The sequence below is a fragment of the Oxalicibacterium faecigallinarum genome, assembly GCF_014635705.1.
Classification (GTDB): domain Bacteria; phylum Pseudomonadota; class Gammaproteobacteria; order Burkholderiales; family Burkholderiaceae_D; genus Oxalicibacterium; species Oxalicibacterium faecigallinarum.
The window spans coordinates 1,127,761-1,140,954 of the sequence record NZ_BMDI01000001.1; the positions used below are offsets into that span (position 1 = coordinate 1,127,761).

The window sequence follows — 13,194 nt, forward strand, 5'->3', positions numbered from 1 at the left end:
CCTCAGGGGATAAATAACGATTCGATAAAAGACGACGACACCGCGATCAGATGTCGTCCAGTTTCTTGCCGGACAAAACGGTCCGTACGCTGCGATCCATACGGCGCGCAGCAAATTCCTCTGTTCCATGCGCGAGCGCATGAACTGCCGATTTGATGACTTCGTGATCTGAACCACTTGCTGCCTGTTTGACCGCTTCCAGCAACTGCATGACTTCTGCACGTTCGTCGTCAGTCAGCAGATTACCGTCTGCATCCAGCGCTGACTGCGTGGCCAGAACGATACGTTCAGCTTCGACCTGCTCTTCGCGCAAGGCACGCGCCAGCATGTCGGTATCGGCAGATTGAAACGAGTCCTGCAGCATCTGTGCGATCTGATCGTCTTCCAAACCATAGGATGGCTTGACCGTGATCGATGCCTCGACACCAGAGCGCAATTCGCGCGCCGATACCGACAGCAAACCATCCGCATCAACCTGATAGGTCACACGGATGCGTGCCGCTCCCGCTGCCATTGGCGGGATGCCGCGCAATTCAAAACGTGCAAGGGAACGGCAATCGCTGACAAGCTCGCGCTCACCCTGCACGATATGGATTGCCATCGCGGTTTGCCCATCCTTGAAAGTCGTGAATTCCTGTGCACGTGCACATGGAATAGTCGAGTTACGCGGGATGACTTTTTCCACCAGACCACCCATTGTCTCGATACCGAGCGAGAGCGGAATCACATCCAGCAACAGCCAGTCGTCACCCGCTGCGCGATTGCCCGCCAGCAGATTCGCCTGAATCGCTGCACCCAATGCAACCACCTTGTCCGGATCAATATTGCCTAACGGCGTCGATTCAAAAAACTCCCCCACCGCTTTGCGCAAATGTGGCATGCGCGTTGCGCCACCAACTAGCACCACACCATCCACATCATCAACCGTCAGCTCCGCATCGCGGAGCGCCTTGCGGGTGGGCGTCAACGTCTTGTTGACCAGATTCTGGGTAATCTCCGAAAACTCGGCCGCCGTGATCGTCAAATGGACTTCTTCACCATTGCTGAGTACCGCATCGATATGCGTATCCGTTTTGCTCGACAACAGCTCCTTGGCTTCACGCGCCTTGACCATCAACACGCTGGTATCTTCATCCGACAGCGGCGACAGATTTGCTTGTTGAATGATCCAGCAGAACAGCCGATGGTCAAAATCATCACCACCCAGTGCGGAATCACCGCCCGTTGCCAATACCTCGAAGACGCCTTTAGTCAGCTTGAGAATCGAAATATCAAAAGTACCACCGCCCAGATCGTAAACAGCAAAGACACCTTCCGATGCGTTATCCAGACCATAGGCAATCGCCGCAGCCGTCGGCTCATTGAGCAACCGCAATACATTCAGTCCGGCCAGCTTGGCTGCATCTTTGGTAGCCTGACGTTGCGCATCATCGAAGTAAGCCGGCACCGTGATGACTGCACCGACCAACTCATCGCCCAGCGCATCTTCGGCGCGCTGGCGCAAGGTTGCCAGAATATTGGCTGAAGTCTCGACTGGGCTCTTGATACCCCCCACTGTCTTCAGTTGCACCATGCCTGGCGAATCGATGAAGTCATACGGCAGGTTTTCGACATAGGCGATATCTTTCAGACCACGCCCCATGAAACGCTTGACCGACACAATCGTATTTTTAGGATCGGTATTTTGTGCGGCTTGCGCCTTGTAACCAATATGGGCATTGCCATCTGGCAGGTAACGCACGACCGACGGCAGCAATGAGCGCCCCTCTTCGTCGCTCAAGACTTCCGGCACGCTATTGCGAACGGTTGCCACCAGCGAATTGGTCGTGCCGAGATCAATCCCGACCGCCAGTCGATGCTGGTGCGGTGCGGTTGACATGCCGGGTTCTGCGATTTGAAGTAAAGCCATAACGTCCGATAACTTGTCTTGGTCTTGAATGGTCTCCGCAGCAGGCGGCACCATTCGATTTGGTCAATTACATCAGCGCGTCCTGCGCATTTGCAACTTCCTCGGAAAATTTTTCCAGAAACATCAGTTGACGCACCAGACTGGCAGCCTGCGTAAAATCCTGACTATCCAGTTGCATGGCAATCGCTGCCAATGCATCCTTGCGTTCGCTGCGAAGGGAGCGATCGAGTGCATCCAGTGCATGTGGATCCTTGCCAGCCCGCGCGTCATCCAGCGCCTCGCGCCATTCCATTTGCTGCATGAGAAAAGCGACGGGCATGGCCGTATTGGATTCGACTTCCAGATCGACACCATTGAGTTCACACAAGTAGGCGGCACGCTTGAAGGGACTCTTCAGCGTTTTGTATGCTTCGTTGGCACGTGTCGCCCATTGCATGGCGACACGCTTTTCGGCATCAGATGCGTTGGCGAAACGATCGGGATGAACCTGATTCTGCACATCGTGATATGCACGATCCAGCGCGCCGAGATCGACTGCAAACTGTTGCGGAAGGTGGAAGAGTTCGAAATGGTTTTGCATTCTGTGCGTTGGCGATTGCTACGCGCGCCACTTGCGGGCGCCAGTCGTGGACAAACCTTTATGCATCAAACAAAAGAGCCTGCACACGATAGTCAGGCTCTGGCGTTACTGCAGTCTTCACTGCAGCCATCAATCAGATACGGAAGCTTTCTCCGCAACCGCATTCATCCTTGACGTTTGGATTGTGGAACTTGAAGCCTTCGTTCAAGCCTTCACGCGCAAAATCCAGCTCGGTACCATCGATGTACGGCAGACTCTTCGGGTCGACAAACACCTTGACGCCATGTGACTCGAACACGCTGTCCTCTGCTGCACTTTCATCCACATACTCGAGCTTGTACGCCAGACCGGAACAACCCGTCGTGCGCACGCCAAAACGCAGGCCAATGCCTTTGCCGCGTCGCTCCATGTAGCGATTGATGTGCTTCGCCGCTTTTTCTGTCAATGTGATTGCCATGATCTTCCACTCAAAAGATTGTCGCTGATCACGCCGGCCTTAACCGGCGTGCGCAATGAACAAGCTTAGGCTGCCTCTTTCGATTCCGCTGTACCGTGCTTGGTCTTGTAATCCGCAACGGCAGCCTTGATCGCATCTTCAGCCAGAATCGAGCAGTGGATTTTCACTGGTGGCAGCGCCAGTTCTTCAGCGATCTGGGTGTTTTTGATCGCCAAGGCCTGATCCAGCGTCTTGCCCTTGACCCATTCCGTCACCAGCGAAGATGAAGCAATCGCCGAACCGCAGCCATAGGTTTTGAATTTTGCGTCTTCGATCACGCCATCTGCGCCCACCTTGATCTGCAGCTTCATGACGTCGCCGCATGCCGGTGCACCCACCATGCCGGTGCCGATGGTTTCATCACCTTTATCAAAGGCGCCAACGTTGCGCGGGTTTTCGTAGTGATCGAGTACTTTGTCCGAGTAAGCCATTTTGATGCTCCTTCAAATAATTTGCGCTCGCAGCCGCAATTAGTGCGCTGCCCACTGGATCGTACTGATGTCGATCCCATCCTTGTACATGTCCCACAGCGGCGACAACTCGCGCAGCTTGGCAACTTTTTCCTTGATCAGATTGATCGTGAAATCGACTTCTTCTTCGGTCGTGAAACGGCCGATCGTGAAACGAATCGAGCTGTGCGCCAGCTCATCGCTACGACCGAGTGCCCGCAACACATACGACGGTTCCAGGCTGGCAGACGTACATGCCGAACCGGACGACACGGCCAAATCCTTGATCGCCATGATCAGCGATTCGCCTTCAACATAGTTGAAGCTGACATTGAGGTTGTGCGGTACGCGATGATCCATGTCGCCGTTGACATAGACTTCTTCCATTTCCATCAGACCTTTTGCCAGACGGTCACGCAGGCCACGAATACGGGCCAGCTCGCTGTCCATCTCTTCGCGCGCGATGCGGAAGGCTTCACCCATGCCAACGATCTGGTGCGTTGCCAGCGTGCCCGAACGCAAACCGCGCTCGTGACCACCGCCATGCATCTGCGCTTCGATGCGTACACGTGGTTTGCGACGTACGTACAAGGCACCCACACCTTTCGGGCCATAGGTCTTGTGAGCGGAAAAACTCATCAGATCAACCTTGGTATTTTCCAGATCGATCTTGACCTTACCGGTTGCCTGGGCAGCATCGCAATGGAAGATGATGCCCTTGCTGCGGCACAATTCACCAATCTCGTCGATCGGCTGCACGACACCAATTTCATTATTGACCAGCATGACAGACACGACGATGGTGTCCGGGCGGATCGCGTCAGCCAGTTGCTGAATCGTGATCAGGCCATTGTCTTGCGGTTGCAGATAGGTCGCTTCAAAACCTTCACGCTCCAGCTCACGCACCGTATCCAGCACGGCCTTGTGCTCAGTCTTGACCGTGATGATGTGCTTGCCTTTGGTCTTGTAGAAATGCGCTGCTCCCTTGAGGGCCAGATTGTTGCTTTCCGTCGCGCCCGAGGTCCAGATGATCTCGCGCGAATCCGCATTGACCAATGCAGCGACCTGCTCACGTGCTTCTTCCACCGCTTTTTCTGCAGACCAGCCATACATGTGGCTGCGCGAAGCCGGATTGCCAAACTGCTCACGCAGATACGGAATCATCTTGTCTGCTACACGCGGGTCAATCGGCGTGGTTGCCGAATAATCCATGTAGATCGGAAAATGCGGTGCCTTGATCGTATCGAGCAGGCTCTTGTCTAACGGGGCATTCATCTATTCACTCCAAATAATCAAACAGCAGCGTGACTGTTGCGATGCATCACCACCACACGTTGCTCGGAAATCTTCTCTTTTTGCTGATCAACCAAATCCTTCAGCGAAACAGAATCCAGGTAATCCACCATCTTTGCATTCAGCGTGGCCCACAAATCGTGCGTCATGCAACGACCGCCATTTTCATGCGCAGGGCTGTGACAATTTTCCTTGCCACCGCACTGCGTGGCATCCAGCGGCTCATCCACCGCAATGATGATGTCTGCCACAGTGACATCTTCCGCGCGGCGTGCGAGGTTGTAACCACCACCTGGCCCACGCACGGATTCCACAATCTCATGACGGCGCAACTTGCCAAACAACTGTTCCAGATAGGACAGGGATATTTCCTGCCGCTGGCTGATGCCTGCAAGCGTGACCGGGCCATTGTCTTGACGCAACGCCAAGTCGATCATCGCGGTGACAGCAAAACGACCTTTTGTGGTCAAACGCATACGCTCTTCCTTATACGGAGATGATTAACCTGATTGGTTGAATAATTTCGTCAAGTATATCAAACCCCACTAAATCTGTCAGGAATAAAAATGGTGCCGAATAGCAAAAAATCCACAGCATCGTATTCGTGCCAACAACCACTTAGCCAAGGCGGACGCCATTCTATCGCGTGCACCCAAAGCTTGCCGGCAGCACACAAGATCCGCTTAATAAATTGCAATAAAAACAAATTCGTAATTTATCTTCCTTGATCACCCGCTCAAAACAAAGCAATTAAAATTTGAATGAATGATCATATTTTTTTAAAACACCATAAAAATCAATGAATTGAAAACAATCAGTAGCAAATGCATCAAATTAAATATTTGAGGGAATATTCAATTTATAATTGAGCCTTCGCTTACTGATGGAAGCCCGCTTCCCGATCGCATGGCCACTCGCACCTCAAAAACCCCACTCTCTCCGACACAAAAAGCCGACAAGAAAAGAGGCGATGTTCTCAAAGCTGCCGGCAAGTGCTTCCGCAAAACCGGGTTTCACCAGACCTCAATGCAACAGATCTGCGCAGAAACCGGGCTCGGTCCCGGCGCGGTTTATCGCTACTTCACGGGCAAGGAAGCGATCATTGAGGCAATGGTGGAAGACGAGCGACGTCAGGCGCGTGCCATGCTGTTGCAGATGCGCGATGCCGAATCAATCCAGCAGGCACTGGCGATGGCGACACGCATGTTTGCCGACCGTTATCGTGCGAGCGGCGACGCAGGCTTGATGACCGAAGTCTATGCAGAAGGCATGCGCAGCAAGCGCACGGGTGCCGTGCTGCGCAAGATTGAAGCCGAGTGGGTCATGGGGCTGACGAATATCCTGCGCGTGGCACAGGCGCGTGGTCAGCTGGATGCCTCTTTGGATGCAGCGCAGACCGCGCTGTTTTTGACCGGCATGTGGGATGGCATGATCATTCGCCAGCACTTTCATGCCCACGATGATCCGCAGGCTTTACCGGCATTTTTTGACAATATGATTGCACGACTGCTGTCCAAGGAAGCCAGCAAACTGGACATCCGCAATAAAGCCAGTGGTCAGCCGGCACCCGATCTGTTGACCGGCGTGGAGCCTGCCTATGTCAAACCCGATGTCAGGCAGATGAGTCTGATCTGATCTGGTGAATCAGATCACTTTTGCAGCAGGTGCATCGGTGCAAAAAAGTCCTGCATCGACTGATTGCCGATAAAGCTCAGGTTGTACGGATGCTCGGCAACACGACGCGGGAAACGCGCGTTGGCAGGCAAGGCATCCAGCTGCACCGCGATCTTGCCCCACAAGACCAGCGTGGGCGGTGTTCTTCCCTTCACTTCCGCATTGTCAGCCAGTGCAGACAAAACTATCTGCAGAAATGGCAGCCACGCTTTGGCATCTTTTGCGGGCGCCACATGGGCGCGAAACACCAGTGATGCATTCAACAAGAGAAATCCCTGTGCCGTCAGATTGGCCTCCAGCTCCGGCAGCGTCTGAATAATACGATCCGGCGCAACCCGCGCGTTGGCAGACACGGCTTCCATGGCCTCGCCCGTGGTTTGCTCCACCGATAATTGCCCGTCCGCAACCAGCAGCATCTTCATAAAGTTACGCAATGAAGTGGCGCGATTGACCTGTTTGGACAAGCCTTTCTCTGACCATAGCGAACCGACGGCCCCATCCATAAAGCACACACCGGTTGCACTATCCGGTCGCGGATAAGGTCCCTCGCCAACCAGAACATATTTCACGGCATCCATCGGCTGACGGAAGGCGGCAAACAAGCGGCCGCCGTTTGGCAAAAAATCATCCTTTGCCAAGACAGACAAGTAATCAGGACTGGTCCTGGCAATCGCCTCCAACCCCGTGCGTAAAACGGCATGCCACGATACGTCGGCACGCTCAAGCATATTAAAAAAAGAAGCGGGAATCGAATCAGACATGGCAAGGGGGCGAGAAACGATGGAAAGATTGCAAACGGCCGGTTTCGGAAACCGGCCGTTCAGTTAAGCTCGGATTGAAATTAGGGTGTGATTGGCATGCCCATCACATTATTTAAGCGGCATTGGTATCGCTTCCCGACGATGCGCCAAAAAGCTGCTCCTTGAGAACGCGTAACTGATCGCGCACTTTTGCAGCTTTCTCGAACTCCAGATTTTTGGCATGGTCGATCATTTGCTTTTCAAGCTTCTTGATCTCTTTGCTGATCTGCTTTTCGCTCATGGACTCGTATTTGGCATTGTCCTGTGCAACCTGCAACTCCAGGCGTGCTTCCTGCGGGCTGTAGACACCATCGATCAATTCGCGAATTTCCTTCTTGATACCGGCTGGCGTAATGCCATTGGCTTCATTGAAGGCAAGCTGCTTGGCACGACGGCGTTCTGTCTCATCAATCGCACGACGCATGGAATCCGTCACCTTGTCGCCATACAGAATCGCCATCCCGCGCAGATTACGGGCCGCACGGCCAATGGTCTGAATCAAGCTGCGCTCGGAACGCAGGAAACCTTCCTTGTCCGCATCCAGAATCGCCACCAGCGATACCTCAGGAATATCCAGACCTTCGCGCAGCAAGTTGATACCAACCAGTACATCGAACGTGCCCAGACGCAGATCACGAATAATCTCGACACGCTCAACCGTATCGATATCGCTATGCAAATAACGCACCTTGATGCCGTTATCGCTCAAAAATTCGGTCAGCTGCTCAGCCATGCGCTTGGTCAGCGTCGTGACCAGAACACGCTCGTTGAGTTTGATGCGCTCGTTAATTTCCGACATCAGGTCATCAACCTGACTGGACGCCGGACGCACACTAATGACCGGATCGACCAGACCGGTAGGACGCACAACCTGTTCAACCACCTGATCGGCGCGTCCGTTTTCATATTCCGCCGGCGTCGCAGAAACGAATACCGTCTGACGCATCTTGCTCTCAAATTCATCGAACTTGAGTGGCCGATTGTCGAGCGCCGACGGCAGACGGAAACCGTAATCCACCAGATTCGTTTTGCGCGCACGGTCGCCGTTGTACATGCCGTTGAGCTGACCAATCAGAACATGCGACTCATCCAGGAACATCAAGGCATCCGGCGGCAGGTAATCAACCAGCGTTGGCGGCGGATCACCGGCTTTGGCCCCACTCAAATGACGGGAATAGTTTTCGATGCCTTTGGTAAAACCGATCTCCTGCATCATCTCCAGATCGAAGCGCGTACGCTGTTCCAGACGTTGCTCTTCAATCAATTTGCTTTCTTTGCGGAAAAATTCGAGACGATCACGCAGCTCTTCCTTGATTGTCTCGATTGCGCGCAATACCGTCGAACGTGGCGTAACGTAATGTGAGCCCGGATAAATCGTGAAACGCGGAATCTTCTGCTTGACGCGCCCCGTCAATGGGTCGAACAACTGCAGGCTTTCAATCTCGTCATCGAAGGTTTCGATACGCAGTGCCAGTTCGGCATGCTCTGCAGGGAACACATCAATCGTGTCACCACGCACGCGGAACGTACCACGTCCAAAATCGACTTCGTTACGCGTGTACTGCATCTGGATCAGACGCGCGATCACATCGCGCTGGCTTACCTTGTCCTTGGCGCGCAGGGTCAGAATCATCTGATGATATTCATTCGGATTACCGATACCGTAAATCGCCGACACCGTCGCGACGATCACGACATCACGGCGTTCCATCAGCGACTTGGTGCAAGACAAGCGCATCTGCTCGATATGCTCGTTGATCGAGGAATCCTTCTCGATGAACAAATCGCGCTGCGGCACATAAGCTTCCGGCTGGTAATAATCGTAGTAACTGACAAAATACTCCACCGCGTTCTGCGGGAAGAATTCGCGAAACTCGCTATATAACTGTGCTGCCAGTGTTTTATTGGGCGCAAACACGATTGCAGGTCGGCCCAGTCGCGCAATGGTATTGGCAACCGTATAAGTCTTGCCGGAACCGGTTACCCCAAGCAGGGTCTGAAAAGACAAACCATCTTCCACGCCTTCGACCAGTTTTTCGATTGCAGCAGGCTGATCGCCCGCAGGCGGAAACGGCTGATACAGCCGAAATGGCGAGTTCGGAAACGTGACGATTTTCGATTCGTCAAAGGATGGAGTAACCTGGGATAAATCCGACATTGCCATGCGACCTTTGGTAAAATATTTGGCTTGAATTCCATGCAAGAATTTTGTTCTTGCGTGCCAACTAACCGTCTGCAGTCCGTCTGTTGCAGCCAACTTTTGATGTTATCACGATGAACGCACCTACTTCTGCTTCACTTCTCAATGCCATCGAAATGGCGCCCCGTGATCCGATTCTCGGCATCACCGAGGCGTACAACGCAGACAAAAATCCGAAGAAGAGCAATCTCGGCGTCGGTGTTTATTATGATGACAACGGCAAATTGCCTCTGTTGGAATGCGTACGCAAGGCTGAAGCGCAGTTGATGGAAAAAACCGCACCACGCGGCTACTTGCCTATCGACGGTCTGGCTGCCTACGACAAGGCAGTTCAGGATCTCGTATTTGGGGCCGATAGTGCCGTCGTCAAGGAAAAACGTGCGATTACCGCGCAAGCCATCGGCGGCACCGGCGCACTCAAGCTTGGCGCCGACTTCCTCAAGCGCTTCGCGCCTGACGCGCAAGTCTGGATCAGCGATCCAAGCTGGGAAAACCACCGCGCCCTGTTCGAATCGGCGGGTTTCGTTGTCAACAACTACCCGTATTACGACGCGACCACCAAGGGCGTCAACTTCGCCGGCATGCTGGATACGCTCAAAAATATGCCAGCAGGCTCGATCGTGCTGCTGCACGCCTGCTGCCACAACCCGACAGGCGCCGATTTGACCGATGCCCAATGGACACAAGTCATTGAGGTTGTAACCTCGCGTGGTCTTATTCCATTCCTCGACATGGCTTACCAGGGTTTTGGCGATGGTATCGAATCCGACGGCAAGGTAGTCGGCCTGTTTGCCAATGCTGGCGGTCCAGTGTTCGTGTCCAACTCGTTCTCCAAATCGTTCTCGTTGTACGGCGAACGCGTTGGCGCTCTTTCCATCGTTGCCACCAGCGCAGAAGAAGCCGCACGCGTGCTGTCACAACTTAAGCGCGTCATCCGCACCAACTACTCCAACCCGCCAATTCACGGTGGCCAGGTCGTCGCCACCGTATTGGCTACGCCGGAACTGCGTGCATTGTGGGAAGAAGAGCTGGCAGGTATGCGCGTGCGCATTCGCGAGATGCGTCAGGCATTTGTCGAGAAACTCAAGGCAAAAGCTCCAAACCACCACTTCGACTTCGTCATCACCCAACGCGGCATGTTCTCGTATTCCGGCCTGACCAAAGAACAGGTCACACGCCTGCGTGAAGAGTATTCGATTTACGCTGTCGACACCGGTCGCATTTGCGTTGCCGCACTCAACAGCGGCAATATCGATTACGTTGTTGATGCCGTTGCCCAGGTTCTCTAAGCGCCACCAGCCTGCGAGAAAAATTTCTCAAGAAACATAGAAAAATGAACTCGCAGGCTTTACAAGCAAGAAAGATTCAGTCATAATCTTTTCTCTGTTCCCTGATAGCTCAGTCGGTAGAGCGACGGACTGTTAATCCGCAGGTCCCTGGTTCGAGTCCAGGTCGGGGAGCCACAGAATACAAAAGCCCTCACGTGAAAACGTGGGGGCTTTTTCTTTGCATCGTGGAAAATGAACGTGCTGCCCTAAGCGGCGGCCTCTCTTCCTTCGCAAAATAAAAAAGCCCCTGCAAGCAGAGGCATTTTCCTGCATCGACAGCAAGCCCGCCGTTTAGTGCAACATCCCGAGGCGCACCTCGCCGGAAGGCAGAACCTCAATACCGCGGCCATAGATCATCAGTGCTTGTGTCTCCGGACTTTTTGATTCGTCCGCAGGACGATTTCTGTAGGCTTCATTAAATGCAGCTTCTGCTGTTTTCTGGTCCACGCCGTTGTGCACCAAACCTGCGATCCAACGGTCGCGCCAATACTTGTCACTACTCATGTTTCTCTCTTTAACGTTGCGGATAGTTTTAACGGGTTGATACCGTATAAATAATAATGATTCTCATTTTATATTTGAGCTTTCATTCTCGCAACAGGTATGTGACCCGATCATTCATGCAATCCATTCAGCCGCCTCAACGTCAGGCAATAACTCTGACTGGCAAATTCATTACAATGGCGCTTTCCTTTCCAGAAAGCGCTTCATGGCTCGCACACCTCAAGAATTTGCTGATCGCGTCAACGAACTTGCCATTGATCCGGCACGCCCTGGCAGTCAGCCGCATTACGGCGTGGAATTAGCGAGAGAGCCTTATGGCTATGTGCTGAAGCTACTCGGTGATAGCAATCGTGACTTTATCCGCGAGTGCTATGCTATTGCGTATTACGAGAGTCCCGCCCATCCGACCGTGCTGCGCCCTTGAGTTGCAATAACTACGGCGCACGATTACGTGCGCAATGCAGGTAAGCAAAAAGCACAGCCAGACTGTGCTTTTTGTTTAAACACCCTATGCCAAGCCCTGCTTCAGCTTTCTCTTGCTGCGCATCATCCCCAGGCGTAGAATTTTTCCACCGGTAGCAGCACCTGAAGTCCCCGCCAAACCACGACTCAAGAGCCATCTCAATGGACCTGTCTGTCAGTTTGATCAGGAAGCAGTCTCTACGCATGCGTCGCGCCTTGCTGGTCAGCTCGTTTGTACTGGGCAGCTGCTCGTTGTTCTGGGGGCTCTATTTCGTCTCGATCGGCAACTGGGGCGTGTGGCCGATCAATCTGATCTCGATCACGGTAGCAATCGGCACTGCCATGCTCACGCTGCGCGGTCATATCCGGGCAGCAGCCATTCTTCTGTTTTGCGCGGTGTACGCCATCCTGAGCGTGTTTTGCATTTTCCTCGACATCCCGTCGGATCGAGCGCCCCGCTCCAATCACAATTACTTTTTGGCCGTTGCGCTGTTTGCATGGCTGGTGTTCAAAGGGGATCGGCCATGGCTGAGACATGGCATGACGCTGGCAGGATTACTTGGCTTTATCTTCTTTGCGAGCACGACCTGGGGCATTCATTCCGTTTATGCACTGAGCGACGACGTGCGCCTTGGCGGTACATGGATGCATAACCTTCTGGTGACAGCATTACTATGGACGTTGCTGTGGGTGATGCAGGCCAATCTGACCGAGCGCAATATGCTGGAATCAGATCTGCGGAAGGCGATCTCTCAAAACCAACTCGAACTGTACTACCAGCCACAGGTTGGCGACGATGGCCGCATTGTCGGTGCCGAAGCCTTGCTGCGTTGGGAACATCCGGTCAAAGGCATGGTGTCGCCAGCCGACTTCATTCCGCTGGCAGAACAAACCGGTTTGATCATGCCGATCGGACACTGGGTACTCGGCGCTGCCTGCGCACAGTTGATGGCCTGGTCCAACAATCCGGCAACCGCGCAGTTGCGTATTGCAGTCAATGTCAGTGCCTTGCAATTCAAGGAGCCGAATTACGTCAGTCAGGTGATCTCGGTACTGGAACGCTCCAACGTCAATCCCTCGCTACTGACGCTGGAGCTGACAGAAAGCATGCTGGTCAATGATGTCAACGACATCATCACCAAAATGAATGCGTTGAAGAGTAAAGGCGTTTGCGTGTCGCTGGATGATTTCGGTACGGGCTATTCGTCTCTCAATTACCTCAAGAAACTACCGCTCGACCAGATCAAGATCGATCAATCATTCGTACGGGATATGCTGACGGATGAAGACGATGTCACTATCGTGCGTACCGTCATCGATCTGGCGCATGGCATGCGACTGCATGTCATTGCCGAAGGCGTGGAAACGCAGGCACATCGCCAGTTTCTTGCCGATCTGGGCTGCCATTCGTTTCAGGGCTATCTGCTAAGCAAGCCTGTTCCGATTGGCGACTTCGAAACGATCCTGCTTGCACACAACACGGCTGCTGCTACGTGAAC

The 13,194-nt window shown here is 53.4% G+C and carries 13 protein-coding genes and 1 tRNA gene; 5 read left to right on the forward strand and 9 right to left on the reverse strand.

The window, feature by feature from the left end:
- Positions 1–46: 46 nt before the first annotated feature.
- From hscA to iscR, 6 genes are all read right to left on the reverse strand, one after another.
- Positions 47–1,909, reverse strand: coding sequence for a Fe-S protein assembly chaperone HscA (hscA, locus tag IEV29_RS05470; protein ID WP_188380222.1), 1,863 nt, complete (start codon positions 1,907–1,909; stop codon positions 47–49).
- 67 nt (positions 1,910–1,976) lie between these two features.
- Positions 1,977–2,489 (reverse strand): Fe-S protein assembly co-chaperone HscB, encoded by a 513-nt coding sequence (hscB, locus tag IEV29_RS05475; RefSeq protein WP_188380223.1) that lies wholly within the window; start codon positions 2,487–2,489, stop codon positions 1,977–1,979.
- A gap of 133 nt (positions 2,490–2,622) precedes the next feature.
- Positions 2,623–2,946, reverse strand: coding sequence for an iron-sulfur cluster assembly protein IscA (iscA, locus tag IEV29_RS05480; protein ID WP_188380224.1), 324 nt, complete (start codon positions 2,944–2,946; stop codon positions 2,623–2,625).
- Between the two features lie 65 nt (positions 2,947–3,011).
- Positions 3,012–3,416, reverse strand: a complete 405-nt coding sequence (gene iscU, locus IEV29_RS05485; RefSeq protein WP_188380225.1) for a Fe-S cluster assembly scaffold IscU — start codon at positions 3,414–3,416, stop codon at positions 3,012–3,014.
- Positions 3,417–3,455: 39 nt separating this feature from the next.
- Positions 3,456–4,709 carry an IscS subfamily cysteine desulfurase gene (locus IEV29_RS05490; protein ID WP_188380226.1) on the reverse strand — a complete coding sequence of 418 codons (1,254 nt, stop codon included), beginning with the start codon at positions 4,707–4,709 and terminating at the stop codon, positions 3,456–3,458.
- A gap of 17 nt (positions 4,710–4,726) precedes the next feature.
- Positions 4,727–5,203 (reverse strand): Fe-S cluster assembly transcriptional regulator IscR, encoded by a 477-nt coding sequence (gene iscR, locus IEV29_RS05495; RefSeq protein WP_188380227.1) that lies wholly within the window; start codon positions 5,201–5,203, stop codon positions 4,727–4,729.
- A gap of 550 nt (positions 5,204–5,753) precedes the next feature.
- Between iscR and IEV29_RS05500 the strand changes: the two genes are divergently transcribed.
- Positions 5,754–6,362, forward strand: coding sequence for a TetR/AcrR family transcriptional regulator (locus IEV29_RS05500; RefSeq protein WP_229726244.1), 609 nt, complete (start codon positions 5,754–5,756; stop codon positions 6,360–6,362).
- Between the two features lie 14 nt (positions 6,363–6,376).
- Here IEV29_RS05500 and IEV29_RS05505 read toward each other — a convergent pair whose 3' ends face one another.
- Together IEV29_RS05505 and uvrB are read right to left on the reverse strand one after the other, a co-directional pair.
- The gene (locus IEV29_RS05505) at positions 6,377–7,162 is read right to left on the reverse strand and encodes a uracil-DNA glycosylase family protein (RefSeq protein WP_188380229.1); all 786 of its coding nucleotides are present in this window, start codon (positions 7,160–7,162) and stop codon (positions 6,377–6,379) included.
- A gap of 112 nt (positions 7,163–7,274) precedes the next feature.
- A complete protein-coding gene (gene uvrB, locus IEV29_RS05510; RefSeq protein ID WP_188380230.1) occupies positions 7,275–9,359 on the reverse strand; it encodes an excinuclease ABC subunit UvrB in 2,085 nt (694 codons plus the stop codon).
- A 116-nt stretch (positions 9,360–9,475) separates the two neighbouring features.
- Here uvrB and IEV29_RS05515 point away from each other — a divergent pair, with 116 nt between their 5' ends.
- Complete coding sequence (locus IEV29_RS05515; RefSeq protein WP_188380231.1) at positions 9,476–10,690, forward strand: amino acid aminotransferase; 1,215 nt, start codon at positions 9,476–9,478, stop codon at positions 10,688–10,690.
- Between the two features lie 98 nt (positions 10,691–10,788).
- A tRNA-Asn gene (locus IEV29_RS05520) sits at positions 10,789–10,864 on the forward strand.
- Positions 10,865–11,020: 156 nt separating this feature from the next.
- Here the strand turns inward: IEV29_RS05520 and IEV29_RS05525 are convergent.
- On the reverse strand, positions 11,021–11,233 hold the full coding sequence (locus IEV29_RS05525; RefSeq protein ID WP_188380232.1) for a hypothetical protein: 213 nt from the start codon (positions 11,231–11,233) through the stop codon (positions 11,021–11,023).
- A 205-nt stretch (positions 11,234–11,438) separates the two neighbouring features.
- Here IEV29_RS05525 and IEV29_RS05530 point away from each other — a divergent pair, with 205 nt between their 5' ends.
- Both IEV29_RS05530 and IEV29_RS05535 read left to right on the forward strand, forming a co-directional pair.
- Positions 11,439–11,657: a hypothetical protein gene (locus IEV29_RS05530; RefSeq protein ID WP_188380233.1), complete on the forward strand. Its 219-nt coding sequence runs from the start codon at positions 11,439–11,441 to the stop codon at positions 11,655–11,657.
- Positions 11,658–11,857: 200 nt separating this feature from the next.
- Positions 11,858–13,192, forward strand: a complete 1,335-nt coding sequence (locus tag IEV29_RS05535; RefSeq protein WP_229726245.1) for a putative bifunctional diguanylate cyclase/phosphodiesterase — start codon at positions 11,858–11,860, stop codon at positions 13,190–13,192.
- Positions 13,193–13,194 lie beyond the last annotated feature (2 nt).

What these genes read in the sequence shown, in the direction of transcription:
- IEV29_RS05525 (WP_188380232.1), bottom strand. Translation starts at nt 11,233, where the DNA reads ATGAGTAGTGACAAGTATTGGCGCGACCGTTGGATCGCAGGTTTGGTG.
- IEV29_RS05505 (WP_188380229.1), bottom strand. Translation starts at nt 7,162, where the DNA reads ATGTCTGATTCGATTCCCGCTTCTTTTTTTAATATGCTTGAGCGTGCC.
- IEV29_RS05500 (WP_229726244.1), top strand. Translation starts at nt 5,754, where the DNA reads ATGCAACAGATCTGCGCAGAAACCGGGCTCGGTCCCGGCGCGGTTTAT.
- iscR (WP_188380227.1), bottom strand. Translation starts at nt 5,203, where the DNA reads ATGCGTTTGACCACAAAAGGTCGTTTTGCTGTCACCGCGATGATCGAC.
- iscA (WP_188380224.1), bottom strand. Translation starts at nt 2,946, where the DNA reads ATGGCAATCACATTGACAGAAAAAGCGGCGAAGCACATCAATCGCTAC.
- iscU (WP_188380225.1), bottom strand. Translation starts at nt 3,416, where the DNA reads ATGGCTTACTCGGACAAAGTACTCGATCACTACGAAAACCCGCGCAAC.
- IEV29_RS05530 (WP_188380233.1), top strand. Translation starts at nt 11,439, where the DNA reads ATGGCTCGCACACCTCAAGAATTTGCTGATCGCGTCAACGAACTTGCC.
- IEV29_RS05535 (WP_229726245.1), top strand. Translation starts at nt 11,858, where the DNA reads ATGGACCTGTCTGTCAGTTTGATCAGGAAGCAGTCTCTACGCATGCGT.
- hscA (WP_188380222.1), bottom strand. Translation starts at nt 1,909, where the DNA reads ATGGCTTTACTTCAAATCGCAGAACCCGGCATGTCAACCGCACCGCAC.
- IEV29_RS05515 (WP_188380231.1), top strand. Translation starts at nt 9,476, where the DNA reads ATGAACGCACCTACTTCTGCTTCACTTCTCAATGCCATCGAAATGGCG.
- IEV29_RS05490 (WP_188380226.1), bottom strand. Translation starts at nt 4,709, where the DNA reads ATGAATGCCCCGTTAGACAAGAGCCTGCTCGATACGATCAAGGCACCG.
- uvrB (WP_188380230.1), bottom strand. Translation starts at nt 9,359, where the DNA reads ATGTCGGATTTATCCCAGGTTACTCCATCCTTTGACGAATCGAAAATC.
- hscB (WP_188380223.1), bottom strand. Translation starts at nt 2,489, where the DNA reads ATGCAAAACCATTTCGAACTCTTCCACCTTCCGCAACAGTTTGCAGTC.